This window comes from Streptomyces sp. NPDC059816 (assembly GCF_042732055.1).
Lineage (GTDB): Bacteria > Actinomycetota > Actinomycetes > Streptomycetales > Streptomycetaceae > Streptomyces.
On record NZ_JBHWIQ010000002.1, the window covers coordinates 444295 to 467614 of the forward strand.

At 72.1% G+C, this 23320-nt stretch carries 30 protein-coding genes and 1 pseudogene; 14 read left to right on the top strand and 17 right to left on the bottom strand.

Annotated features, from left to right (window positions below; translation table 11 throughout):
• Positions 1-2 precede the first annotated feature (2 nt).
• Both ACFV88_RS04580 and ACFV88_RS04585 read left to right on the top strand, forming a co-directional pair.
• Positions 3-566, top strand: a complete 564-nt coding sequence (locus ACFV88_RS04580; protein ID WP_385485911.1) for a DUF4291 domain-containing protein — start codon at positions 3-5, stop codon at positions 564-566.
• Between the two features lie 2 nt (positions 567-568).
• A complete protein-coding gene (locus ACFV88_RS04585) occupies positions 569-1069 on the top strand; it encodes a GNAT family N-acetyltransferase (protein ID WP_385486048.1) in 501 nt (166 codons plus the stop codon).
• 29 nt (positions 1070-1098) lie between these two features.
• Here ACFV88_RS04585 and ACFV88_RS04590 read toward each other — a convergent pair whose 3' ends face one another.
• The gene (locus ACFV88_RS04590) at positions 1099-1296 is read right to left on the bottom strand and encodes a hypothetical protein (RefSeq protein ID WP_385485913.1); all 198 of its coding nucleotides are present in this window, start codon (positions 1294-1296) and stop codon (positions 1099-1101) included.
• A 233-nt stretch (positions 1297-1529) separates the two neighbouring features.
• Between ACFV88_RS04590 and ACFV88_RS04595 the strand changes: the two genes are divergently transcribed.
• Entirely contained in the window at positions 1530-1931 is a 402-nt protein-coding gene (locus ACFV88_RS04595; protein WP_385485915.1) for a hypothetical protein, read from the top strand.
• On the opposite strand, the gene ACFV88_RS04600 is transcribed toward ACFV88_RS04595, so the two are convergent.
• The 3 genes from ACFV88_RS04600 to ACFV88_RS04610 all read right to left on the bottom strand — a co-directional run bounded on the left by ACFV88_RS04600 (position 1928) and on the right by ACFV88_RS04610 (position 3004).
• On the bottom strand, positions 1928-2131 hold the full coding sequence (locus tag ACFV88_RS04600; RefSeq protein ID WP_385485917.1) for a hypothetical protein: 204 nt from the start codon (positions 2129-2131) through the stop codon (positions 1928-1930). The two genes, ACFV88_RS04595 and ACFV88_RS04600, sit on opposite strands and share 4 nt — an antisense overlap.
• Positions 2132-2480: 349 nt before the next feature.
• Positions 2481-2750: a hypothetical protein gene (locus ACFV88_RS04605; RefSeq protein ID WP_385485919.1), complete on the bottom strand. Its 270-nt coding sequence runs from the start codon at positions 2748-2750 to the stop codon at positions 2481-2483.
• Positions 2747-3004 carry a hypothetical protein gene (locus ACFV88_RS04610; protein WP_385485921.1) on the bottom strand — a complete coding sequence of 86 codons (258 nt, stop codon included), beginning with the start codon at positions 3002-3004 and terminating at the stop codon, positions 2747-2749. Before ACFV88_RS04610 ends, ACFV88_RS04605 begins: the two co-directional genes overlap by 4 nt.
• Before the next feature lie 105 nt (positions 3005-3109).
• On the opposite strand from ACFV88_RS04610, the gene ACFV88_RS04615 reads away from it, so the two are divergent.
• The 3 genes from ACFV88_RS04615 to ACFV88_RS04625 all read left to right on the top strand — a co-directional run bounded on the left by ACFV88_RS04615 (position 3110) and on the right by ACFV88_RS04625 (position 4492).
• The gene (locus tag ACFV88_RS04615; RefSeq protein WP_385485923.1) at positions 3110-3949 is read left to right on the top strand and encodes a helix-turn-helix domain-containing protein; all 840 of its coding nucleotides are present in this window, start codon (positions 3110-3112) and stop codon (positions 3947-3949) included.
• Positions 3949-4158, top strand: coding sequence for a DUF397 domain-containing protein (locus ACFV88_RS04620; protein ID WP_385485925.1), 210 nt, complete (start codon positions 3949-3951; stop codon positions 4156-4158). Before ACFV88_RS04615 ends, ACFV88_RS04620 begins: the two co-directional genes overlap by 1 nt.
• Positions 4159-4279: 121 nt before the next feature.
• Positions 4280-4492: a DUF397 domain-containing protein gene (locus ACFV88_RS04625; RefSeq protein ID WP_385485927.1), complete on the top strand. Its 213-nt coding sequence runs from the start codon at positions 4280-4282 to the stop codon at positions 4490-4492.
• Here ACFV88_RS04625 and ACFV88_RS04630 read toward each other — a convergent pair.
• The 3 genes from ACFV88_RS04630 to ACFV88_RS04640 all read right to left on the bottom strand — a co-directional run bounded on the left by ACFV88_RS04630 (position 4489) and on the right by ACFV88_RS04640 (position 9538).
• A complete protein-coding gene (locus ACFV88_RS04630; protein ID WP_385485929.1) occupies positions 4489-6024 on the bottom strand; it encodes an FAD-dependent monooxygenase in 1536 nt (511 codons plus the stop codon). The two genes, ACFV88_RS04625 and ACFV88_RS04630, sit on opposite strands and share 4 nt — an antisense overlap.
• A gap of 300 nt (positions 6025-6324) precedes the next feature.
• Positions 6325-8001, bottom strand: a complete 1677-nt coding sequence (locus tag ACFV88_RS04635; protein ID WP_385485931.1) for an HtaA domain-containing protein — start codon at positions 7999-8001, stop codon at positions 6325-6327.
• 49 nt (positions 8002-8050) lie between these two features.
• A complete protein-coding gene (locus tag ACFV88_RS04640) occupies positions 8051-9538 on the bottom strand; it encodes an HtaA domain-containing protein (RefSeq protein WP_385486050.1) in 1488 nt (495 codons plus the stop codon).
• Positions 9539-9656: 118 nt separating this feature from the next.
• On the opposite strand from ACFV88_RS04640, the gene ACFV88_RS04645 reads away from it, so the two are divergent.
• Genes ACFV88_RS04645 through ACFV88_RS04655 form a run of 3 tightly spaced genes read left to right on the top strand, consistent with a single transcriptional unit; the run spans position 9657 to position 12624 of the window.
• Complete coding sequence (locus ACFV88_RS04645) at positions 9657-10673, top strand: hemin ABC transporter substrate-binding protein (RefSeq protein WP_385485933.1); 1017 nt, start codon at positions 9657-9659, stop codon at positions 10671-10673.
• Positions 10670-11797 (top strand): FecCD family ABC transporter permease, encoded by a 1128-nt coding sequence (locus tag ACFV88_RS04650; protein WP_385485935.1) that lies wholly within the window; start codon positions 10670-10672, stop codon positions 11795-11797. Before ACFV88_RS04645 ends, ACFV88_RS04650 begins: the two co-directional genes overlap by 4 nt.
• On the top strand, positions 11788-12624 hold the full coding sequence (locus tag ACFV88_RS04655; protein ID WP_385486052.1) for a heme ABC transporter ATP-binding protein: 837 nt from the start codon (positions 11788-11790) through the stop codon (positions 12622-12624). The genes ACFV88_RS04650 and ACFV88_RS04655 overlap by 10 nt, the downstream gene beginning before the upstream one ends.
• 120 nt (positions 12625-12744) lie before the next feature.
• Here the strand turns inward: ACFV88_RS04655 and ACFV88_RS04660 are convergent, their stop codons facing one another.
• The gene (locus tag ACFV88_RS04660; protein ID WP_385485937.1) at positions 12745-13611 is read right to left on the bottom strand and encodes an ABC transporter permease; all 867 of its coding nucleotides are present in this window, start codon (positions 13609-13611) and stop codon (positions 12745-12747) included.
• Entirely contained in the window at positions 13608-14504 is an 897-nt protein-coding gene (locus ACFV88_RS04665) for an ABC transporter ATP-binding protein (RefSeq protein ID WP_385485939.1), read from the bottom strand. The genes ACFV88_RS04660 and ACFV88_RS04665 overlap by 4 nt, the downstream gene beginning before the upstream one ends.
• A 237-nt stretch (positions 14505-14741) precedes the next feature.
• Between ACFV88_RS04665 and ACFV88_RS04670 the strand changes: the two genes are divergently transcribed.
• A complete protein-coding gene (locus ACFV88_RS04670; RefSeq protein ID WP_385485941.1) occupies positions 14742-15716 on the top strand; it encodes a helix-turn-helix domain-containing protein in 975 nt (324 codons plus the stop codon).
• A gap of 27 nt (positions 15717-15743) precedes the next feature.
• On the opposite strand, the gene ACFV88_RS04675 is transcribed toward ACFV88_RS04670, so the two are convergent.
• Positions 15744-16706 (bottom strand): hypothetical protein, encoded by a 963-nt coding sequence (locus tag ACFV88_RS04675; RefSeq protein WP_385485943.1) that lies wholly within the window; start codon positions 16704-16706, stop codon positions 15744-15746.
• 226 nt (positions 16707-16932) lie between these two features.
• On the opposite strand from ACFV88_RS04675, the gene ACFV88_RS04680 reads away from it, so the two are divergent.
• A complete protein-coding gene (locus ACFV88_RS04680) occupies positions 16933-17940 on the top strand; it encodes a small ribosomal subunit Rsm22 family protein (protein WP_385485945.1) in 1008 nt (335 codons plus the stop codon).
• On the opposite strand, the gene ddaH is transcribed toward ACFV88_RS04680, so the two are convergent.
• The 3 genes from ddaH to ACFV88_RS04695 all read right to left on the bottom strand — a co-directional run bounded on the left by ddaH (position 17941) and on the right by ACFV88_RS04695 (position 19257).
• Positions 17941-18759, bottom strand: coding sequence for a dimethylargininase (gene ddaH, locus ACFV88_RS04685; RefSeq protein WP_385485947.1), 819 nt, complete (start codon positions 18757-18759; stop codon positions 17941-17943).
• A gap of 10 nt (positions 18760-18769) precedes the next feature.
• Positions 18770-18904 carry a hypothetical protein gene (locus ACFV88_RS04690; protein WP_385485949.1) on the bottom strand — a complete coding sequence of 45 codons (135 nt, stop codon included), beginning with the start codon at positions 18902-18904 and terminating at the stop codon, positions 18770-18772.
• 131 nt (positions 18905-19035) lie between these two features.
• Positions 19036-19257, bottom strand: a complete 222-nt coding sequence (locus ACFV88_RS04695; protein ID WP_385485951.1) for a DUF6243 family protein — start codon at positions 19255-19257, stop codon at positions 19036-19038.
• Positions 19258-19423: 166 nt separating this feature from the next.
• Here ACFV88_RS04695 and ACFV88_RS04700 point away from each other — a divergent pair, with 166 nt between their 5' ends.
• Both ACFV88_RS04700 and ACFV88_RS04705 read left to right on the top strand, forming a co-directional pair.
• Positions 19424-20095, top strand: coding sequence for a TetR/AcrR family transcriptional regulator (locus ACFV88_RS04700; RefSeq protein WP_385485953.1), 672 nt, complete (start codon positions 19424-19426; stop codon positions 20093-20095).
• A 160-nt stretch (positions 20096-20255) separates the two neighbouring features.
• Positions 20256-20984, top strand: a complete 729-nt coding sequence (locus ACFV88_RS04705; protein ID WP_385485955.1) for a bifunctional DNA primase/polymerase — start codon at positions 20256-20258, stop codon at positions 20982-20984.
• Positions 20985-21053: 69 nt separating this feature from the next.
• Here ACFV88_RS04705 and ACFV88_RS04710 read toward each other — a convergent pair whose 3' ends face one another.
• The 3 genes and pseudogenes from ACFV88_RS04710 to ACFV88_RS04720 form a co-directional block, all read right to left on the bottom strand.
• Positions 21054-21320 carry a hypothetical protein gene (locus tag ACFV88_RS04710; RefSeq protein ID WP_385486054.1) on the bottom strand — a complete coding sequence of 89 codons (267 nt, stop codon included), beginning with the start codon at positions 21318-21320 and terminating at the stop codon, positions 21054-21056.
• Positions 21317-21589: a hypothetical protein gene (locus tag ACFV88_RS04715; RefSeq protein ID WP_385486058.1), complete on the bottom strand. Its 273-nt coding sequence runs from the start codon at positions 21587-21589 to the stop codon at positions 21317-21319. The genes ACFV88_RS04710 and ACFV88_RS04715 overlap by 4 nt, the downstream gene beginning before the upstream one ends.
• 127 nt (positions 21590-21716) lie before the next feature.
• Positions 21717-21809: pseudogene (locus tag ACFV88_RS04720) on the bottom strand (hypothetical protein); the annotation flags it as partial.
• 270 nt (positions 21810-22079) lie between these two features.
• Between ACFV88_RS04720 and ACFV88_RS04725 the strand changes: the two are divergent.
• Complete coding sequence (locus ACFV88_RS04725; protein WP_385485957.1) at positions 22080-22580, top strand: DUF5994 family protein; 501 nt, start codon at positions 22080-22082, stop codon at positions 22578-22580.
• Between the two features lie 14 nt (positions 22581-22594).
• Here the strand turns inward: ACFV88_RS04725 and ACFV88_RS04730 are convergent, their stop codons facing one another.
• The gene (locus ACFV88_RS04730) at positions 22595-23314 is read right to left on the bottom strand and encodes an NUDIX domain-containing protein (RefSeq protein ID WP_385485958.1); all 720 of its coding nucleotides are present in this window, start codon (positions 23312-23314) and stop codon (positions 22595-22597) included.
• Positions 23315-23320 lie beyond the last annotated feature (6 nt).

Consider the following 23320-nt stretch of genomic DNA (forward strand, 5'->3'; position numbering starts at 1 on the left):
GCATGACGCCCCCGTATCAGATCCGTGCCGACTACGACGCCCGCACGATCGTGGTCTACCAGGCGTACCCGTCCGCCATCGCCGACGCGGCACTGCGGGAGGGCCGCTTCGTCGCGCCGTTCTCGTTCCAGCGGATGACGTGGATCAAGCCGTCGTTCCGGTGGCTGATGCACCGCAGCAACTGGGCCCGCAAGCCCGGCCAGGAACGCGTTCTCGCCGTGCGGATCACTCGGGAGGGCTGGGAAGAGGCCCTGTCCCAAGCCGTGTTGACGACCGCCGACCCGGCGGAGCTGGCCCGGGCGGCCGTGCACGTCCAGTGGGACCCGGAACGTTCGCCGCGGGGAGCGGCACTGAACCACTACAGCATCCAGGTCGGAATCGCCCGCCAACTGATCCGCACGTTCACCGACGACTGGATCGTCGATCTCACCGACCTCACCCCCCAGGTCCGCAAGGCCGCAACACTGATGCGAACCGGCCACGCCGCCAAGGCCCAACGGCTGTTTCCCGCGGAGCGCGCCTATCCGATGTCCCGGGCGCTGGAAGGCGTTACGGTCCGACCGTGACCATGAACGATCAACGCGAGGTGGCCATCGTCCGCTGGCCGGGCCGGACCCCTTCCGTCGAGGAGGGGCTGGCCGGTCTGTTGGCGGCCTACCACCTGCGGACGGAGGCCGAGAAGGGCCACGCCGTTGCCGCCGTGGACGAGTTGCCCGACCGCTACCGGGACGAGATCTCGGCTCCGCGGACCGCGTTCGGCGACGATTGCGTCCTGTTGGCCCTGAGCGGGGACACCGCCGTGGGGTGCGTGGTGGTGACCGCCCCCGCCGGCGGACGGTCGGAGATCAAGAGGCTCTGGACGGCCCCGGAGTTCCGGGGCCGGGGCATCGCCTCCGACCTGCTCGGCGCTGCACTCGCGCATGCCGCGGAAACCGGCGTGAGCGCTGTGCGGCTGTCGGTGTGGAAGTGGCGGACCGGGGCCGTCGCCCTGTACGAACGGCTCGGCTTCGCCCTCACCGAGTCGTGGGACGAACGGGATCAACTGGTCTGCATGCAGCGCGCGGTGTGAGTGGTCACCGCCACGCCTGGAGTTGCGTGCTAGGTGTCGCTGCCGTGGTTCGTGGTGCAGGGCCCCCTCGTGTTCACGTGCCGCGGGCACACCCGGTGCGTGACGAACGCCGGCCCGCTCGCACTGCTGTATCCGATCACCACGGGGGCCACGGTCCACTGTCCGCAGATGCAGCAGTGTGCGCCGGACGGTACGGGGGGCTCGTTGGTGAGCGCGTCACGGGTCATGCGGATGCCTCCGCGCTGTGCTGGGGGCTCGTGATGCGGTGGTCCATGGTCAGGTCTCCGGCTGAGGTGGCAGGGCCCCGCCCGTGCGTCATGGGGGAGGAACGCACGGGCGGGCGGGGCCCACACGAGTGCGGACCGTGTCGGCCGGTCGTCGTCACGGTTCGCCCCCGGTGCGGGGGACGATGACCCGGTACGGCGTACGGGGTGCTGGTGGAACGTTCTAGGCTCCGGCCATGTCTGAGCCCTTCATCGGCGACGTACACCACCTCGCGTGTGGCATCTGCCCGTCCCGGTCACACGCTGTCGGAGACTTCGACGTGTTCGAGCGGCCGACGAAGGCGTGCCCGTTCGACCCCGTCGACGGGCATCGGTACACAGCCGACGGGACGCCGGTGTGCGTCCACCCCGACCGGGTCGGTCTCCCCGCCGGGCGGTACAAGAGCGAGAACGTGCCGATCAAGGTCGAACTGTGCTTGCCCGCCGACGAAGCGGCGGTCGTCCCCTACTTGCACGACTTGCTGTACGGCGCAGCGCCGTTCCTGATCAATGACCTCATCGGGCAGGCCCACGTCGAGATCCGGCGGGCGTTCCCGAACCTCGACCCGGTCGCGACGCTGCGCCGCGCACTCAGCTAGGCAGTGGCGAAGTCGATCCGGTGCTCACGTCCGGACCGGTGCAGCCCGATGCGTTCGTACCGCTCGGCCAGGACGGCACGGCGCCGTTCCACTTCCGCGTGGTCCAGCCAGTACCGGGCAGGCGGCTCGATGGCCGCCAGGATCTCTCGGGCGCGTGCGGCCACTTCCTCAGGGGCCGGACGCCTCATGGCTACTGACACGGTGCACTCCTTCGTGGTCGGTGCTACGTGACCCGTCCGGCTGCCGTACCCCGGCGAGCCGTTCGGTGGATTTGTGGCCCCGGCCGTGCGGGCACGGGCAACGGCCGGGGCCGGGGGCGGGCATGCGTCCCGCTCCCCCTTCCCTCGGGTCGTGTGGCGAGCACGACGATCCGAGGGGGTGACCGCCCCGTGAGTCCTCCGCGGTGCCGATGGGGCACCGCCACCCGGGGCGGGGCTGGTGGTGGTCCGTTCAGATCTCAGCGCTGGTCCAGCGCCAGGGCGCACAGCAGGATCACCGAGACGAGGAACGCGCCCCAGAGGAACAGCGCGACGGCGTACGAACGCCACCTCACGTGGCCACTCCCTTGATGGTGCGCGGGTCGACGTCCTCGGGCGGGTCCCACTGGACGGTGTCGAACAGGACCCGGTCGTAGCGTCGGTGGCCGGTCTGCCGCAGGTGTTCTTCGGCCCAGGTGAGCACGCCGTCCGGCGTTCGCCGTTCCGCGGGTGAGGTGGCGCCGCACTGCGGGGTCCCCGACACGCACTGGATGTGCGCGCCGACGCCCCAGAACTCCAACCGTTTCAACGTCCAGGTGACGTGCCGGAACAGCCTGGTCACCCCCACGGCGAACCCCCGTACCTGCTACGGGCGTTGACCTCGGTCAGCGCGGGCCGCAACTGGTCCGTCACCGTGGCCGGACGAACGTCCTCGTACGGCGCGTCCCACTCGACTCCACCCCGGGGCGGCCGGAGGGAGTACCGCCCGGCGGTATCCGCATCCATGACCACCCCCAGCACGGCGCGGGCGGTGTCGTACGCGAGTTCGCCAACGCGCAGTTGGGGTGGCGGTTCCGCTACCTTCTTCCGGGACACGAGTTCGCTCCTCTCCGTAGTGGAATCACTACCCGGAGCACTCACGGTGACCTAGAGTCGGAACCTAATCAACGTGGCTGCGAGGACAGATCAGTTGGGGGATAGATGGTGAACCGCAAGGATTTGAACCCGGACGCGTCGCCGCAAGCAGCATTCGGAGCCCGTCTACGCAGCTCACGTGAGAAGCGCGGCTGGACGCAAGCGCAACTGTCCAAACTCACTGGCGTATCCAGCGGGCATATTTCAGGAGTTGAAACTACGCGCAAGTCGCCTTCTTTACACTTTGCGAAGGTTGTCGACACGGCGTTTGGCCTGACGGGTACGGATGCCACATTCGTACGTCAGTGGCACGAGATGCAGCACGGAAGCCTGCTGGAGGGATACCCGGAGTACGTCGGCTACCAGAGCCGCGCGGCAGAGATCCGACTATTTGAAACGGGAGCCATCCCTGGATTGCTCCAGACACGGGAGTACGCATCCGTGCTGGCAGACGCCGCGGTGCATCGGGGAGACATCACACCCGAACAAGCGGCTGAGCGTGTCAACGTCCAGATTGAGCAGCAAGCGACGCTTGCACGATCACCCTCGCCGCTCATCTTCGTAGTGCTAGACGAGAGTTGCATCCGCAACCCCATCGGCGGGCCGGACGTCATGGACCGGCAGTTCAGCCAACTTCTGGAGTTCGCCGAACAAGCTAGTACCTCCCTCCAAATCGCCCCGTACTCCATGGCGGAACGGAAACCATTCAGGCGACTGGTCTACCTTCTGACACTGCCAGATCGATCCCTGATGTCTTACGTGGAGTCGCAGACACAAGGGTCTCTGGATCGTGATCCGTCATCCGTACTCCCGCTGGTGAGGAACTACCATCAGCTACAGATCGGGGCAGCCTCTCAGGCGGAATCTGTCGCCATGATCGAACAGCTACGGAAGGGCACTCTGTGATGACCAAGACCAACTCCCCCCCGCTGTGGGTCAAGTCCTCATACAGCACCGACAACGGTGGCGCCTGCGTCGAGTGGGCACCGTCCAACGCCCCCGCAACCGGCATCGTCCCCGTACGCGACAGCAAGAACCCCGACGGACCCGTGCTGAACGTGTCTGCCCGCGCGTTCACCGGATTGGTCGACCTCGCCCGGTCCGCGAACCTGTAGCACACGCGCCTGAGCCCCGCCGCTCCATCCTCCGGAACAGCGGGGCTTTTGCGACCCCGCCTCAACGGGGAGTCATCACACCAGAGCCAGCGATCGAACACCTACGGAAGGGCACCCTGTGATGACCACGGCCGACTCCCCCACCCTGTGGGTCAAGTCCTCCTACAGCGTTGACAACGGTGGTTCCTGTGTCGAATGGGCCCCCATGCACGCCTCCGCGACCGGCATCGTCCCCGTACGCGACAGCAAGAACCCCGACGGACCCGTGCTGAACGTGTCCGCCACCGCGTTCGCCGGACTGGTCGCCCTCGCGCGCTCCGGCACCAGCCGCTAGCGAGCCGCGCCGAACCAGTCCGTGAGGGCGTCGCGCAAGCCGCGCACCGCCGTGGCCTCGGGTTCGTCGGGGGTCGCGGCCCAGGCGACGTGCGCGTCCGGGCGGATCAACAGGGCGTCGGCCGGGCGGTCATCGGCCTTGGCGGTGTGGACGTCGATCCGGTCGAGCCAGGGCCGGGCCGTCTCGCGGAGGTCCGGGCGGTCGGCGAGGTCGAGGAGGACGGGCCGTGCGGTGCGCGTGAGTTCGGCGAGGCTGGTGGTGCCCCGGTCGACGTGCAGGGTGAGGTCGGGGGCGAAGGCGCCGGTCAGGGGGTGCCCGTTGGGGTTGGGCAACGGGTAGCGGATGTCCGTACCGGCGATGAGGGCCCCGACGCGACGCAACGGCTGCTCGTCGGCGAACAGTTCCAGGAAGACGTCCCGGAGTGCTTCGGCGGCCGGGTCCTGTCCGCGCCGCAGCGCCACCTGGGCCTGGGTGTGCTTCAAGGTGCGCGCGCCGGCAAGGTGGCGTTCGCGGTGGTACGTGTCCAACAGCGCGGGCGGCGCCCACCCGTGGAGGTCCGCGGCCAGCTTCCAGGCGAGGTTGACCGTGTCGAGCAGACCCGCGTTGAGGCCCACGCCCGTCGCGGGGAACAGATGGGCCGCGTCGCCGGCCAGGAAGACCCGCCCGTCACGGTAGCGCTCGGCCTGCCGGGCCTGGAACGTGTAGCGCGACAGCCTGCGCGGCTCGCCCAACGGGAACTCCGCACCGAGCACGTGGCGGATGCTGTCCTGGAGTTCGGTCAGGGTCATCGGCACGTCGTCCGCGAGGTCGGTCGTCTCGTCCTCGGTGGTGGAGAGCAGCATGACCTCCGGGGTGAGCCAGCCGAACCCGAAGACACCGCGGTCCGTCCGGACGAAGGCGCCTGCGTGGACCCGGCCCAGCCCGGGGACGTCGACGTCACCGTCGTCGTGTCGGGTCACCGACTCGTGCAGGGTGAGCTGACCGAGCCGGTTGACCTCCGGGTGGGTGGTACCGGGGAACGCGATCCCCGCGGCGTCGCGGACCGTGCTGCGCCCGCCGTCGCAGCCCACCAGGTACCGGGCCCGCAGCCGGTACGAACCGTCCGCGCCGCGCACCTGCGCGGTCACCGCGGTGTCGTCCTGGGCGACGTCGACGATCTCCTGCCCCCGGCGTACCTCGGCACCGAGTTCGCGGGCGCGTTCGTCGAGCAGGCGCTCCAGTTCCGGTTGGGGAAGCGTCAGCCCCCGCAGCGGAGGGTGCGGCAGGGACGAGAAGTCGACGTGCACGCCGCCGAAGGGGTACTGCGGGGCCGGGTGGCTGGGTCCGGAACAGGCTGCTTCGAAGTGGTGCAGCAGTCCTCGGTAGTGGAGCAGTTCCAGGATCTGCCCGCCGAGCCCGTTGGCCTTGGGGATCTCTCCGCGCTGCGTCCGCCGTTCGAGGACGAGGGCCCGTACGCCGGCCAGGCCCAGTTCACCGGCGAGCATCAGCCCCGCCGGGCCGGCGCCCACGACGATCACATCGGCGTCCGTCACCGGCTGCTCCCCGCGCGGTCCGATCGTTGACGACAACACACCCATATCGCTGCTCCCTGGCTGAAGTTGATGGCCTGGGCCGTGGATTCTGCGTCATTTCAGGGGGCTTGCCGCAAGCCCCCCGGTGCGCTATACGTTGAACACGGTGAAGAGGGGGCGTCCCCGGTGCCCTGTGTGCACCGTCCGGTCTTTCGTTCCTCTGCTGTCGTCTCTCGTTCGCCCGTACGACAGAGCCCCGCTGTTCCATCCTCCGGAACGGCGGGGCTCTGTGCTGGTGGGGCCGGGCAGGGAGCCCGGGGGTCAGTTGGTGGTGCGGCGGCGTACCGCGAACACCGTTGCGGCACCGGCCGCGACGATCGCGCCCGCACCCGCGAGCAGGGACCCCGTGGGAACGTTCGCGCCGGTCGCGGCCAGCGCCCCGGAACCGCCCGCCGAGCCGCCGGCGGAACCGCCCGCGGAACCACCGGCCGAGCCGCCCACGGACCCACCGGCGGAGCCACCGGCAGAACCACCGGTCGAGCCGCCCGCGGAACCGCCGGACGTGCCGCCGGAGCCGGACGAACCGGAACCGGAGGCGCCACCGGAACCCTCGGGGATCTCGACGTCGTCGGTGAGCCCCAGGGCGATGGTCACCGGGTCGATCTCCATGCCCTCCTCGTACATGGAGCCCACGGTGTCGTTGGCGAACTGCTGGGCGCCCTCGGCCGTGAACGCGGTCGGGATCTCGTCGAGGAACAGCACCTCGTCCTTGACCTCGTACGAGATGCCGGACAGGTCCAGCGTCGCGAACTCGACGTCCTGGTTGGTGCGCTGGGGGGTGATGACGTCGACGATCAGGACGCCCTGGTCGCCGGAGGTCTTGACCCGGATGTCGGTGAAGGCCATGTCGATGGTGTGGCTCGGGAACAGGAACTGCATCGTGCCGTCGAAGGACATGTCCAGCTTGCGGGCATCGGAGTCGAGGTCGCCCTTGGCGTACGGGAAGTCGAAGTAGTCGCCCTGGTCGACGGCGCTTTCCGAGAGCTCGATGGAGCCGCCGGACTTGACGTACCTGCGGAAGGACTCCTTCATGCCCCAGGACAGGACACCGTGCGCGACGTCGTTCGGCTGGTCGGTACCGGGCTCGCCGGGCGTGGACGGAGTGCCGCTCGGCTCCTCGGACGGACCGCCCGTCGACCCGCCGTTGGGGTTCCCGGTCGGGGTGCCCGACGGGGTGCCGGACGGTTCACCCGACGGGGTGCCCGAAGGAGTGCCGGAGGGGGTGCCCGACGGAGTACCCGAGGGCTCACCTGACGGGGTGCCCGAAGGGGTGCCGGACGGCGTACCGCTCGGTGTGCCGCCCGCGTCGGGGGTGACGGTGAGGGTCGCCGGGTCGAGCGCGTCGCCCGCCTGGTAGAAGTTCTGGAACGCCTTCGCCCCGCCCGCGGTGAGCTTCGCGGGGATGTCCTTGAAGACCATCGCGCCGCCCGGGCCCGAGCCGGGCCGGACGCCGGTGAGGGTCAGCACGGCGAGCGGCACGTCCTGGTCGGTCGTGGTCCGGCCGTCCTTCTTGGAGGTGACGTCCGCGGAGATCGTGCCGTCGGTCCGGGTGGTCTTGACCTTCAGGTCGGACAGGACGATGTCGAGCACGCCGTGGTGGCCCTCGAACCGCACGTCGCCCTTGAACGTGGTGTCCACGTTGTGCGAGGTCCGGTCGTAGGTGCCGGTGCCGTCCACGAAGGTGAACGGGCCGTTGCCGGCGCCCTGCTTGGCCCCGTCGGAGACGGTGATCTTGCCCTGGGCGACCGGCGAGACCAGGTACTTGCGGAACGACTCCTTGAAGCCCCAGTCGAGGGTGCCGTTCTTCAGGCCGATCGGCGGGGCGGCGGGGGCCGCGTCGGCGGCCACGGCGGGGAGGGCCAGGGCGGTGGCGCCCAGGGTCACCGCGGTCGCGGCGCACACCACGAGCGCTGTCGGGCGGCGGCGGGGAGCTGCCATGGTCGGGGGTCTCCTTGGAACGTTCGGGGGGAGGGGAGGGGGAAGGGGGTCAGCTGCCGGGGGTCGCCTTGCCGCGGCGGGCGCGGACGATCACGTAGGCGACGGCGGCCAGGAGCAGGGCGCCGCCCGCACCGGCGGCCACGGGGACCACGGGGAATCCGGAGGAGTCCTCGCTGGACGCGGTCTTCTCGGTGGCGTCGGCCTGCTGGTCCGCGGCGGGGGCCGCGGACTTCTCGGCGGTGGCGCTCGGCGAGGGGTCGCTGCCGAGGTCGGGCAGCGCGGGGAGCTGTGCCTTGGCGTCGAGGGCGACCGCGAGGGAGACGGGGTCCATCTGCGTTCCGGCCTTGTACATGCCGCCGAACGCCTTGGCGCCGCCGGCGGTGAGTCGGGCCGGGGCCTCGGTGACCGTGACCAGTCCGTCGGTGGTCTTGAGGCCGGCGGTGTCGAAGGTCACCAGCGGGACCTTGGTGTCCTTCAGGTCGGAGCTCTTCACATCGGCGTACAGGGTGCCCTCGGCGCCCTTGGTGGTCACCGCGACCTTGCTGAGGGTCAGGTCGAGGCCGTGGTCACCGGTGAAGCGGAGGGACCCGTCGAAGGTGGCGTCGAGGGCCTTCTTCTCGTACGTGCCGGTGCCCTTGGGGAAGCGGAACAGCGCCCCGCCGTCCTGGGCACCGTCGGCGAGGGTCCACTCGCCGTTGGCGATGGAGCCGGTGACGTACTCGCGGAAGGTGCGGCGCACGCCCCAGTCGACGGCCGCGTCCTCGACACGGCCCGCCTTGGCGGCGGGCTTCTTCCGGTCGCGCTCGTCGTCCTTCTTGCGGTCGGCCTTCTGCTGGTCGTCGTCCTTGGTGCGGGGCTCCGCGGACTTCGCGGGCTTCTCGGCGGGCTGCTGTTGGGCCGGCCGGTCCGGGGCCTTGACGTCCACGGACAGGCTGAGCGGGTCCAACTCCGTGCCGGCGGTGTAGTAGCCGGCGAACGCCTTGGCGCCCTGGGTGGTGAGGGTCGCCGGGATGTTGGTGAGGGCGATCGGGGAGCCGCCGCCGCGCATGTTGACGCCGGAGAGGTTCAGCGAGGCCATGGGCACCTGGGAGAGGTTCGACACCTTCCCGGTCTTCAGTTCCTTGCTCACCATGTCGGCGTAGAGGGTGCCGGACCCGCCGGAGATCCGGACCGTGGGCCGTGAGATCGTGAGGTCGAGCTGGAGTGCGCCGCTCGGCTTCTGGTGGCCGGTGAACCGCACCCCGCCCGTGAAGCCGGCACGGAACGCTCCGGTGTCGGGGTCGTAGGTGCCGTTCGCCGAATGGAAGCGGAACTGACTTCCGCCGACGGTCGCAGCGCCGCCTTGCAGGGAGAAGTTCCCCTTGGCGATGGGCCCGGTGACGTACCGCTGGAACGAGGACTTGAGTCCCCAGTCCAGTCGACCTCCGTTCACCGTGCGCTCTTGTGCGTGCGCCGTCGACACGGGCAGCAGCAGCACTCCCATGAGTGCGGCGCCCGCCGTGGCGGCAACCGTACGGGTAACCCGTCCGGACAGCATCGATCCCCCCTCCTCGGGCCTGGTCATTAAGGTAAGGCTAACCTAAACTATCCCGGACGTGGCCGGAACCCTTCGGTCACCCCAACCTCATGACAAGCACGACAGGACGGTGCGATTCGTGCGCATCCCACGACTGGCAGGCGTCTTCACCGTCGTCCTCGCCCTTGGCCTCACCGGCTGCGGCGGCTCCCAGGACAACGACGACGGCGCCCCGGCGAAGGCCCGCGCGAAGACCGCAGCCGACCGGGTGGAGCCGCTGACCCAGGCGGCACAACCGCAACTTCCGGCCACGGTGGAGTCGGCCGACGGACGACGGGTGAAGGTCACCGACGTCAGCCGGATCGTCCCGCTCAGCGGCAGCCTCAACGAGATCGTGTTCACCCTCGGGCTCGGTGAGAAGGTCGTCGCGAAGGACATCACCGCGACCTTCGAACAGGCGGCCGACCTGCCGGTGGTGACCCGGGCGCACGACGTCTCGGCGGAGTCCGTGCTGTCCCTGCGGCCGACGGTCATCCTCGCCGACTCCACCACCGGCCCGGTCGAGGCGATCGACCAGATCCGGGACGCCGGCATCCCCCTCGTCGTCTACGAGGCGGCCAAGGGGCTCGCCGACGTGAGCACCCGCATCGAGGCGGTCGCCCGAACGCTGGGCGTGCCCGAGGCGGGTGACGCACTCGTCGCCCGCACCCAGGAACGCATCGAGAAGGTCCAGGCGGACATCCCGAAGCCCGCCGCCGCGGCGGACCGGCCCCGGGTCGCGTTCCTCTACGTGCGCGGTTCCGCGTCCGTGTACCTGCTGGGCGGCCGGGACTCCGGCGCCGCCTCGCTGCTGGAGGCGGCGGGCGCGGTCGACGCCGGCAAGGCGTCCGGACTCGACAAGGACTTCACCCCCATCACCAGCGAAGCGCTCGCCGAGGCCGCCCCGGACGCCGTCCTGGTGATGACCAAGGGCCTGAAGTCGGTCGGCGGCGTGGACGGACTGGTGAAGATCCCCGGCGTCGCCGAGACGCCCGCGGGGATGGACCGCAGGATCGTGTCCATCGACGACGGCGTGATGCTCAACTACGGCCCCCGCACCGACCAGGTGCTTCAGAGCCTGGTCGACCAGCTCTACGCGAAGGACGGCGCCCAGTGAGCACGCTCGCCGGGGCCGGCGGCCCGGGCGCGCCCGCGAAGACCCCGCAGGCCGAGGGCGCCGACGGGACCGGCAAGGCGGCGCCGCCCCCGAAACGGCGGGGCGCGGCGTCCCTGCTGACGATCGCTCTGATCGCCGCCGTGCTGGTGATGGCCCTGGTGTCCGCCGGGACCGGCGCTTACCACATCCCGATGGCGGACATCCTCGGTTCGGTGCAGCACCGGATGGGGCTCGGCGGCGAGGCGTTGGACCGGGTCGGCGAGAGCGTGCTGTGGAACGTGCGGCTGCCGCGGGTGGTGCTGGCGCTGCTGGTCGGTGCCTCGCTCGGCTGCGCGGGCGCCCTGATGCAGGGCGTCTTCGGCAACCCGTTGGCCGAGCCGGGAGTGATCGGCATCTCGGCCGGCGCGGCGGTCGGTGCGGTGGTGGCCATCGCGTTCGGGCTGTCGTTCCTCGGCAACTGGACGGTCACCGCGGCGGCGTTCGTCGCGGGGCTCATCACGGTGAGCCTGGTCTACCTGCTGTCGCGCTCCGGCGGCCGGACCGAGGTGGTGACGCTGATCCTGACCGGTATCGCCGTCAACGCGTTCGCCGGCGCGCTGATCGGTCTCTCGGTGTTCTTCGCGGACAACTCGGCGATCACCCAGATCACCTTCTGGCAGTTGGGCTCGCTCTCCCAGGCCACCTGGCCCAAGGTGCTCGCCGTGCTGCCCTGTGCGCTGTTGGGGCTGCTGGTCGCCCCGTTGTCGGCCCGCAAGCTCGATCTGCTCGCCCTCGGCGAACGTCCCGCCCGGCACCTGGGCGTCGACGTGGAGCGGCTGCGGATCACCATGATCCTGGTGGTGGCGCTGCTCACGGCCGCCGCCGTCGCGGTGGCGGGGATCATCACCTTCGTGGGGCTGCTCGTGCCGCACCTGCTGCGGATGGCGGCGGGGCCGGGGCACCGGTTCCTGGTGCCGGGCAGCGCGCTGGGCGGCGGGCTGGTGCTGGTGAGCGCCGACCTCGCGGCCCGTACCGTCGCCGCCCCCGCCGAACTGCCGCTCGGGGTGCTCACCGCCCTGTTCGGCAGCCCGTTCTTCTTCTGGCTGTTGCGCCGGACCCGTCGCAAGCAAGGAGGCTGGGCGTGATCAAGTCGCTGTTCGCCACCCGGACGCGGAACCTGCCCGACCCGGTCGCGCCCGGTGACGTGCTCGCCGAGGCACGGGAGTTGAGCGTACGGCTCGGGACGCGGCCGGTGCTCTCGGAGGTCAGTGTCACCGCGCGGGCCGGTGAGGTGCTGGCGCTCGTCGGGCCGAACGGCGCGGGGAAGTCCACCCTGCTCGCCGCGCTCGCCGCCGACCAGGAGCCCGCCGAGGGCACGGTACGGATCGCCGGACGGCCCGCCGGCGACTGGTCGGCCGCGGACCTCGCCCTGCGGCGGGCGGTGCTGCCGCAGGCGGCGACGCTGTCGTTCCCGTTCCCGGTGGAAGACGTCGTCCGGATGGGCCGCGCCCCGTGGGTCGGCACCGAGCGGGAGGACGAGGACGAGGAGGCCGTGGCGTCGGCGATGACGGCGACCGAGGTCACCGAGTTCATCGGACGATCGTTCGCGGGGCTGAGCGGGGGCGAGCGTGCGCGGGTCGCGCTGGCCCGGGTGTTGGCGCAGCGGGCGCAGCTGCTGCTGCTCGACGAGCCGACCGCGGCGTTGGACCTGCGGCACCAGGAGCTGGTGTTGCGGGTGTGCCGGGAGCGGGCGGCCTCGGGTGACGCGGTCGTGGTGGTGCTGCACGACCTGGGATTGGCCGCGGCGTACGCGGACCGGGTCGCGGTGTTGCGGGAGGGCCGGCTCGCGGCCGAGGGCGAACCGGGGCGGGTGTTCACCGAGTCGTCCCTGACGGAGGTGTACCGGCAGCCGGTCGAGGTGTTCCCGCATCCCCGTACCGGCGCCCTGTTGGTCGTACCCCGCCGGGACTGAGCGGCGTGCCCGGGCCGGGCGGCCGACCGGCCACGGTTCCCGTCCCGTCGGCCGGCCACCGGTTCCGGGCCGGTCGACCGCCCGCCCCCCGGTGGGCGGTCGACCGGAGCGGGGTGCGGGTCAGCCGACGCGCTGCATGGCCCGTTCGCGGCGGGCGCCCACCGAGGAGCCCGACTCCTTGCGGGCCATCCTGCGCAACACCACGGGCGCCACGGCCAGGCCCACCACCGCCCAGGCGGCGAGCACGCCCACCGTCTGCCCGGTGCGCCAGGCCCCGGACACCTCGACGGCGGCCATCGCGTCCGGCAACAGTGCGGAGCGGGTGCCGAGCCCGAGCCAGTACACCGGGAACACCTGGGCCAGCGCCTGGGTCCAGCCGGGCAGTGCGGTCAGCGGGTAGAACACCCCGGAGATCCCGATCACCGCCAGTACGGGGATCTGGACGAGTCCCTGGGCCCGGGTGCTGGTGAACAGCGCGCCGAGCACCGCCCCGGCCGGGAGGGTCGCCGCCATCCCGAGCGGCAGCACCCAGGCGAGCGTCAGCCAGGACCCGGCGCCGCCCACGGTCAGTCCGTCGACGAGCAGCGTTCCGGGCACCAACAGGATCAGCAGGTCCGCGAGGAGCGTCCCGGTGACGGTCACGACCTTGCCGGTGAGGTAGGCGCGCATGCCGTGCGGTACGGTCCTGGCCCGGAGCAGGGTGCCGTCCTCCCGGTCCGCGGTGAGGAGTTGACTCATCGTCAGCATGCCGAGGGCGATGTTCATGCCGAGGATGCCGGGCAGGGCCAGCGTGCCCAGGGCGAAGTCCGTCCCGTCGAACTCCCGCTCGCGCAGGTACCAGAGGGCGACCAGCATCAGCAGCGGCCACACCAGGTGGGAGGCGAGGTCGGGTCCGCTGGTGAAGGACTGCCGGAACTCCACGAGACCCCGCGCCCAGCCGAGTCGCAGCGCTCCGGGTGCCGTCCGCGGTGCGGTGCCCCGGCTCACCGTCCGGCCTCCGCCGCGGCGACCAGCTTCAGATAGGTGTCCTCCAGGGTGGCCCGGTGGACCTCCAGTTCGGCGATCTCCTCGCCGTGCGCGTCGAACAGTCGGCGGACGAAGGCGGTGGAGTCGCCGACGGAGCGGGTGAAGCGTTGGCCGGCCCGGGTCCACCGGACCTCGTCCTCGCCCGCGATGAGTCGGGCGAGTTCCGCGGCGGTGCCGTCGGCGACCAGTCGCCCTCCGGCGAGGACCACGATGCGGTCGGCGAGCCGGTCGGCCTCGGCGAGGTCGTGCGTGGTGAGCAGGACCGTGGTGGCCCGGTCGGCGGCGAGCGAGGTGACCAGGTCGTGGAACTCGTACCGGGCCTTGGGGTCGAGTCCCGCGGTCGGCTCGTCGAGGAACAGCACCTCGGGCCGGCCGACGATGCCGATGGCCACGTCGAGTCGGCGCCGCTGTCCGCCGGACAGGGTCCGGATCTGCCGGTCGGCGTGTTCGGTGAGCCCCACCGCGTTCAACAACTCGGCTCTCTCCCAGGGGGGTTGACGTTTCCCGGTGCCGTACCTGGTGTAGTGGGCGCCCAGGTGGGCGAGGAGTTCACCGACCCGCCACTTGCCGTGGTCGCGCCAGGACTGGAGGACCACGCCCACCCGGGAGCGCCAGTGTTCGTCACCGTGTTCCGGATCGACGCCGAGCACGGTGGCCCGCCCTGCCGAGCGGGCACGGAAGCCCTCCAGGATCTCGATCGTGGTCGTCTTGCCCGCGCCGTTGGGTCCGAGCAGGGCCAGCACCTCACCACGGCGGGCGCGGAACGTCACCCCGCGCAGCACGTCATGGGTCCCGTACCGCATGCGCAGTCCGTGGGCTTCGAGGGCGAATTCGGGGTCGTCGCTCGTCGTCATCCGTTCACCTCCACCGGCACGCCGCAACGCACCTCCTCGCGATCTTTCAGAATCGAGTGAAAGCTATGGGGCGGCTCGGGAGCGGTCAACGGACTTGCCCCCCAATACCCCTACTGAGGTGCGTGATTGCCAGGTTTCATTGCAACCACGATGACAGCGAAGGCAACGATCCCCGGGGAGTCGTTGCAATGACATGCCGCTGAACGCATACTGGGCCGCACAGGGGGAGGCGATCGGATGCCGGGAGGCAGGCTCAGTCAGGAGGAGCGGCGGGCCATCGGCGCGGGGCTCGGCGACGGGCTCGGTTACGCGGAGATCGCCCGGCGGCTCGGCCGGCCCACCTCGACGGTGAGCCGGGAGGTCGCCCGCAACAGCGGTCCCGGTGGTTACCGGGCGGAGCACGCCCACCACGCCACCGGACGGCGGGCCCGGCGCGGCACCCCGCGCCCGGGAGCCGGGGGCGCGGCGGGCACCGCGGACTCCGATGCGGGGGACTCCGGCGCCACGGACCCCGCCGCCCGTGACCGCGCCGCCGTGGACCCCGCCGTCACGGACTTCGCGGAGGAGTTCGCCGCGATGATGACCGCCAACGGGCTGCCGAGGATGGCCGCCCGGGTCCTCGCCCGGCTGTTCACCACGGAATCGGGTGCGCTCACCGCGGCCGAGTTGGTGCGGCAGTTGCGGGTGAGCCCCGCCTCGGTGTCGTCGGCGGTGGGACGTCTCACGGAACTCGCCGTGGTGCGGCGGGAGCGGGTGCCGGGGCGGCGGCAGGAGCGGTACGTCCTCGACGACGCCCTGTGGTTCCGGGCCTGGGAGAACAGCTCCCGCAGCCATGAGCGGTGGGCCCGGGCCGCGCGGCGCGGGGTGGACGTGGTGGGGTCCGGGACGGACGCCGGGCGGCGGCTGGCCCGGATGGCCCGGTTCCTGGGCGAGTTGAGCGAGGACATGGCCGGGGGCTCCACGGCCGAGGTGTTCGGGGACGCGGTGGCGGTGACCGCGGCCCTGGTGCAGGCACGGGTGCCGATCACCGCCGACCGGTTGGCGGAGGGCCTCGGCTGGGAACCGGACCGGGTGGCGCTCGCACTGGACACGGCGCTCGCCCACGCCGGGGTACTGGGCGCCGTGTCCGTCGAACGCCCCTCCCCCGGTACGTTCACCGCCGTGCCGGTGGGCCTCACCGCCGCACAGCGGGCGGCCTTCGCCCCCGGCTGAACGACCCGGTGAACGACCCGGGGCCGCTCATTCGCCCTTGGCGCCGGTGAGCCCCTGGATGCGGCTCAGGATCGCGACCCCGGAGCCGGGCGTCGAGCGGGGCGGGACGTGGACCGCCTGGTTGGAGGTGTGCTCCAGGGTGACGGACTGCTTCGCGTCACCGCGCAGCAGGGCCCGTACCGCGGGTTCCAGCTTGAGGTCGCGTCCCGGGGCCACGGTCTGCTTCTCGAAGTGGCGGGTGGAGAAGAAGACCAGCGCACCGCCGTCCTGCGCGCGCAGTCCCACCGGTGCGTGGGCGCCGCCTTCGAGGGGCTGGTCGACGTACTGCCGGGCGAGCCCCGGCCGGCTCGCCCCGCGCTCGCGCTCGCCCCGCCACCCGGTGGTGTGCGGCCCCTCGGCGAAGCCGCGGCCACCCTCGGCGAGGTACGTGGTGTACCGCTCGCCCAGTTTCCCGGGCGGCACCGTGAGGTCGTCGGTGTCCAGGGCGACGGGGGTGGCGAGGCCGTCGTCGTCGGTGCGCAGTTCGGGGACCTCGTCGGGGCTCAGCACCGTGAGGTACGCGGCCTTCCACCCGGCGTCGGGGCCGGCCTTGGTGAACACGAACAGCCAGCGCGTGTCCTTGCGCGCGTCACCGTCCACGTCCCGGTCCGAATCGGTGTCCGCGACGAAGAACTTGGGCCAGCCCGCCATCTTCGGGACGGCGAACTCGACGTCCGTCAGTTTCAGCGGGACGTGGGCCCGGTTGCCGTCCGGGGCGAGGGCCCGTCGGGCCCGTAGCCCCGCCTGGTCGATCGCGCCGAGCGGGCCGGCGACCCGGTCGGCGTCCGCGGCGGGGTCGTTGGTCCGGTCGGCCTCGTTGTACGCGGTCAGGAACCCCTTCAGCGCCCGGCTCGCCTCGGCCTCGGTGGCCGCCGGGATGACCTCCCGCTCCCCGTGCACGGTCACGCAGCCGCTCGCCGTCAGGGTCAGGGCCGTCACCGCCACGAGCACGGCGGGCGTCCCGACCGCGGGGCGCCGGGGCGTTCGGTGCCCGACCTCCCCCACGGTCCCGGTGGTTCGCGCTGCTGGTCCTGCTGGCGTTGCTCGCATCGGGCCCCTTCACCGTCCCCTTCCCGGCCCCGAACCCTACCCGGGCCGGCAGCGGCGGGGGCGCCGGGACCGACAGCCCCCGCGCCCCCGCCGGCGTGCCGGAGGTGCTGCCCGCGGGGTCCCTAGAATGGTGCCGGTGAGCCGTACTCTTGCCGCGACCAGCACCGCCCCCCTCCGCGAAGCCCTCGACGGGCTCCTCGGCGGGCTCCCCCCGAAGCAGGCCGCGCAGGCCGTCGACCGGCTGATCACCACGTACCGCGGTGAGACCCCGACCGGGGCCCCGGTGCTGCGGGACCGGGCGGACGTCGCCGCCTACGCCGCGTACCGCATGCCCGCGACCTTCGAGGCGGCCCGCAGCGCACTGGAGGCGCTGGCCACCGCGGTCCCCGAGTGGACGCCGGCCGGCCACACCGACGTGGGCGGCGGGACGGGCGCCGCCACCTGGGCCACCGAGGCGACCTGGCCGGGCCCGCGCCCGGTGACGGTCCTCGACTGGGCGGAACCGGCCCTGCGGATCGGTGCGGAGATCGCGACGGCGAACCCGGCGCTGCGCGGCGCCCGCTGGCAGCGCGCCCGGATCGGCGACGCGCTGGACCTCGCGGACGTGGACCTGGTGACCGTCTCCTACGTCCTGGGCGAGCTGACCGCGGCGGACCGCACCGCGGTGGTGGACGCCGCGGCCCGCGCGGCCCGGGCGGTGGTCGTGGTGGAGCCGGGGACCCCGGACGGTTACCTGCGCGTGCTCGACGCCCGGCGTCGACTGGTCGAGGAGGGGTTCCGGGTGCTCGCCCCGTGCCCGCACAGCGACGCCTGCCCGATCGTGCCGGGTACCGACTGGTGCCACTTCTCGGCGCGCGTCAGCCGCTCCTCCCTGCACCGCCGGGTGAAGGGCGGCTCGCTCCCGTACGAGGACGAGAAGTTCAGCTACGTGGCCGCCGTCCGCTTCCCCGGCGCCCCCGCGGCCGGGCGGGTGGTGCGGCGACCGCAGATCCGCAAGGGCCAGGTGCTCCTGGAACTGTGCGGCGAGGACGGCGCACTGCGCCGCGAGACGGTGACCAAACGCCACGGTGCCCGGTACCGCGCCGCGCGCGACGCGGACTGGGGCGACGTCTGGCCACCGTCCGACGAGGACTAGCTAGGGCCTCAGCTCCAGGGTGCAGCACTTCACGCTGCCGCCGCCCTTGAGCAGCTCCGACAGGTCCATCCCGATCGGTTCGTAGCCCCGCTCCCGTAGCGGCTCGAACAGTCCGAGGGCGGCCTGCGGCAACAGGACGTGCAGCCCGTCGGAGACGGCGTTGAGTCCGAGCGCCGCCGCGTCCCGTTCCGCGACGACCAGCGCACGGGGGAAGAGGCGTGCGAGTACGGCCCGGCTGCCCGGTGAGAAGGCGCCCGGGTAGTACATGACGTCGTCACCGCGGTCGTCGAGCACGGACAGCGCGGTGTCGAGGTGGTAGAAGCGGGGGTCGACGAGGTCCAGGCCGATGACCGGGCGCCCGAAGTACTCCTGCGCCTCGCCGTGCGACAGCGGACTGGCCCGGAAGCCGCGGCCGGCCAGGACGTAGGAGGCGGTGACGGCGAAGTCGCCCTCGCCCTCGTTGACGTGGACGGGTTCGCGGACCTCGCGCCAGCCGCGGGATCGGAACCAGGCGAGGTGGGCGCCGGCCTCCGCCGCGCGCTCCGGGTGGGCGAAGCGGGCGCCGAGCACCCGCCCGTCGATGACGGTCGCGCCGTTCGCGGCGAAGACCATGTCGGGCAGTTCGGGGTGGGGTTCCAGTTCCTCGACGGTGTGGCCGAGCGAGCGGTACCTGTCCCGCAGCTCCTCCCACTGGGCGACGGCCAGCGGAACGTCCACGGGCTTGGTGGGGTCCATCCAGGGGTTGATGGAGTACGTGACCTTGAAGTGTGCCGGTGGGCACAGGAGGAAACGCCGGGGTGTGGCGTGGTGACGGGGCAATGAGGGCTCCTCACGACCGCAGGGTGCCGCCCCGATCGGGGGCGGTGTTGACCATGGTGCGGCAGTACGGCTCCCGGGGGGAGACGTACGTCACCGTGGTGCGGTGCGAGGAGCCCTCAGCGCTGCGGTCCGAACGGGTGGTCACCCGGGACGCGGAGTGCGCGCGGTGTCCTGGCAGGCGGCCTGCCGGGCAGCCTGTTCGGCGTCCCGCCGGGCGTCCTTCCGGGCGGCCTGCCTGGCGTCCTTCCGAAGGGCGCGGGCACGGGGATCACGGGGTCACTCCGCGTCGGCGGCGGGGCTCGCGTCCTCCTCGCTGGCGGCGGGCTGCGTGTTGTCCTTCGCCGCGCGGGCCTCCTGGAGCTTGCGCAGCAGGTCCCTCTTCTGCGCGGCGGGGTCCGTGCCGGCGCCGGGTACGGCGCCGCGCCCCCCGCGCAGGTTCTTCCGGGAGAGGTTGCTCCGGGTGCCCCCCACGCCGAGCAGGTTTCCGTTCCGGGCCATGTGCCCTCACCTCCGTGTGTCGATGCCGCTGGCGGTGCGACCGAATGCCGCACCCCTCAAGTACGAGACGAAGCGTCTCATGCTGACGTGACTCAACCTAGACGAGACGGTGCGTCTCGTCAAGTGAATAAAGACGGTGCGTCTCGCCGGGCGGTAGATTCGACCCATGCCCACTGACTCCAGTTCCCCGACCGCCACGCCCGGACCTCCTGGTCAGGACCCCACCGGCCGCAGGGGCGGCCCGGACGCCACCCGCCGCAGCGAACGTTCCCGCCGCGCCATCTATGACGCCGCGCTCGCCCTGGTGAGCGAGGTCGGCTACCAGCGCACCACCATCGAGGGCATCGCCGCCCGCGCCGGCGTCGGCAAGCAGACCATCTACCGCTGGTGGCCCACCAAGGGCGACGTCCTGCTCGAAGCCTTCCTGGACCTCAGCGAACAGGCGTCGGAGGCCGGGGGCGGCACCCCCTGGGAGTTCCCCGACACCGGGGACCTCGCGGCCGACCTGGCGTTCGTGCTGCGCGCCACCGTCGATGAACTCCTCGACCCCAAGTTCGAGGCCCCCACCCGCGCCCTGGCCGCCGAAGGCGTGGTGAACGCCCGGCTCGGCGAGGAGTTCGTCGCCAAGCTCATGGAACCCCAGCTCCAGCTCTACGTGGGGCGCCTGCGATCCGCGCAGGACAACGGGCAGGTGCGCACCGGAATCGATCTGCGGATCGCCGTGGAACTGTTCGTCGCACCGCTCGCACAGCGCTGGCTCCAGCGCAGCGGACCCCTCGACCACGCCTACGCCGACGCCCTCGTCGACTACGCGCTGCACGGCCTCGTCCCGCGCTGAGCGCACCCCGCCTGCGGACTGCGGCCACCCTGGGCGCAGGATGGTGGGACCATGGAAGGCCACGGATGCTGTGGGGGCCCACGAGAAGCCCACGGCCGTCCGTGCCGACCGGCGCCTACGCCGCGCCGGACTCGGGACTACGGACTGGGTGAGGGGATACATGGGCGTGGAGAACGGCCGCCGACCGGGCGGGCAGAGCAGGATTTCCCAGTGGCTGCGAGGCCGCCGACCCCGAGACGCCGGGGACGCTGCGGACGACGGCAGCCGGGAGCGTCTGCTGCTGGCCGTCGCCGCGGCCGGGCTGCCCCTCGCGCCCGCCGCCCACCCCGCCGGCTACAGCTGTTCCTGTGACCGGGTGGGCTGTCCCACTCCGGGACAGCACCCCGTCTCGTTCGCCTGGCAGACGCAGTCCACCACGGACCGCGCCCAGGTGGAACGCTGGGTGCAGAACCAGCCCGAGGCCAACTTCATCACCGCGACCGGCATGGTCCACGACGTCCTGGACGTGCCGATCGCCGCGGGCCGCGAAGCCCTGGAACGGCTCCTCGGGGCCGGGATCGACGTCGGCCCGGTCGCGGAGTCCGGCGGGGACCGGATGTTCTTCTTCACCGCGACCCGGGGCACCCCCGAGGACGAGGACGAGTGGTGGCCCTGTGCGCTGGACTGCCATCCGGAGACGATGGACGAACACCCCGGGCTGCGCTGGCACTGCCGCGGCTCCTACGTCCTGCTCCCGCCCTCGAAGCTCCCCGGGGAGCGCTCGGTGGAGTGGGTGCGCGGCCCCGAGCACCCGTTGCCCGATCCGCTGACCCTGTTGGAAGCCCTGACGGAGTCCTGCGCCAAGTACGCGGGCGACTCCACCGGCGTGGCCTGGCCGTCGCACGGCTGACGCCCCCTGCCCCGGCCGTCTGCGGAAGGTGACACGCGACGGCGGGGCCGGGCGGACGCGGCGGAACCCTCAGATCTCGTCGGAGCGGGCGCCGGTGGCGGCCGGGGTGCCACTCGCGGTCAGCCGGGGGCGGGCCGGGCCGACGGGGGACGCGGTGTCCACGGTGAGGTGGAGGCGGGTGTCACCGTCGAGGCCGGGATAGCTGCGCTGTTCCGCGCCGGCGAAGCATTCGCGCAGCGCCTGGGCGACCGCCCGGGCCGCTTCGGGCGTCCGCGCGATGATCCGGACCTCGGCTTCTCCGAGCGACGGCAGTGTCTGGGTCTCGATGTACTTCACGTAGGGGTGTTCCCTTCGAAGTGGGTGTGGGGTCGGCCGGTGGGGCGCCGTGGCGCCGCGGTCTGAGCCTTGGGGAGGTACGCCTGCGCCGGTTCGTGGGCGAACGGGCCGCCGCCGGGTTCTTCCGGCTGACCGGGAGGTCTCGGCAGCGGGTCGCTGAAGTGGTGGGCCGCGATCCGCTCCTCGTGCTGCCCGTTCAGCCGGTGGATCAGCAGCATCCCGATGCCGATCGCGAGGACGACCACCACGACGAAGATGACGGTCTCCATGTCGTTCACCTCCACGGGTTCTCGGACAGGGGAAGGGCGCCCATGTCCGTCGGGAGCGTCCGGTCGGCCACAAGAACCGAGTGCGGAACGACGGGCCAGCGGCCGGGTTCACGGTGACGCGGGTGAAGCGGACCCGGGCTTCGTCGAGTGCGGGCACGAGCGGAAGGAGCTCGATCGCAAGGTCGCGGAAGCGGGGCCACCAGGCCGCAGACCTGCCCACGGGCCGCCCTACGGCAGCCCGGCTCTCGTGATCACCGGAAATGACGCCCGCTGGAAGCAGGCGCGCGAAGGACTCCCGGTGTTTTCACTGTACGCCCGTTCGGCTCACCCGCCCCGTCTTGACCAGCTATTTTTCGGGCGGTCCTGGCGGCGGGCCCCGGCGACGGGCACGGGCACGGGCGCCGGGAGTACCGTGAAACGACGACGGCACCACGCCCAGCAACACCGGCACCGGCGGGGTGCGGCCGTCCCCGTAGACGGGTGGACCACCATGGCTGACTCCGACACTCCCCGCGAAGCGTCCCCCCTCCTCCTGCCGGACGCGATCCACACCGCGGTCCGGCCGGGTACGGCCCTGCTGCGGCTGGTGACCACGCGGTCCCGGGAAGGGGTTCTGGACGGTGCGTGGTGGCCGCGCACACGGAACGTCGAAGCCGAACTGCCCGCGCTGCTCGGCGCACTGACCGAGCACCTCGGACCGATCACCCGCGTCGGACTCGACGCGTCCGCGTGGAACGAGCTGCCGACCCGCTTGGTCGTCGAGGGCCGCGTGGTGCATCTCGACTCCGATCCGGTCGGCGACGACACCGTCCTCATCACCCGCGGCGACAACGACCACTTCGCCCTGTTGGTGGTTCCCCCGGGCACCGCCCTCGACACCGCCCGCGAAGCGATGGCCCGAGCGGTCCGCGCCGACAACGTCACCCGGGCCGCCGAGATCCTGATCGCTGCCCTTCCCGATCTCGGGAACGAGGGCGGGGCGCCGGCCTGAGCGGAAGGGCGGGCCTACCAGGTGCAGTCGGCGCGGAGGTCGTGGATGCCGTCGGCCAGTTCCGCCGGGCGGGCGGGCCAGTTCGTGGCGTGCCAGTGCGCGATGCGCCAGCCCAGGCGCTTCGGCCAGAGCGCGGTGGTGGGCAGCTCGTCCAGCGGGATCCAGGTCGGCGTACCGCCGTGGTTGTCCAGTTCCTCGCGGGGGCCGATCCGCCCTTCGGCTTCCAACAGGAAGTAGTGCTCACGGCGGCCGTCCTTCCAGACCCGCGCGACCTCCCGGCGCACGCGCACCGTCAGACCGGTCTCCTCCCGCAGCTCGCGGACCACCGCCGCGGGCGGTTCCTCGCCGTCCTCGACCCCGCCGCCGGGTATCTCGTAGAACGGCTCCCCGTCCTCCTCGAAGCCGATGAGCAGCATCCGCCCGTCCCGGATCACGATCCCGCCGGCCCGGACCCGCACCGGTCGACCGGCGGTCGGGTCGTCCCAGGGCACCGTCCCCGGTGGCGTGCGTCCCGTCGCCCAGTCCCGTAGCACGGTCTCGGCGGTGGTGAGGGGCCGGATGCGCGCGTGCAGCGCCTCGGCCAGGGGCAGGACGCAGGGCGTGCCGTCGGGCGTCCGCCCCCGGCCGGGCCCCCGGCGAGGGAAGGAGTACGTCGCGTCCTCGTCAACGTGCCGCACCAGGGCCAGGCCGGTTCCGTCCAGTTGCACGCGCGCGCTCGGGGGGTCGTCGGTCATCCGCTG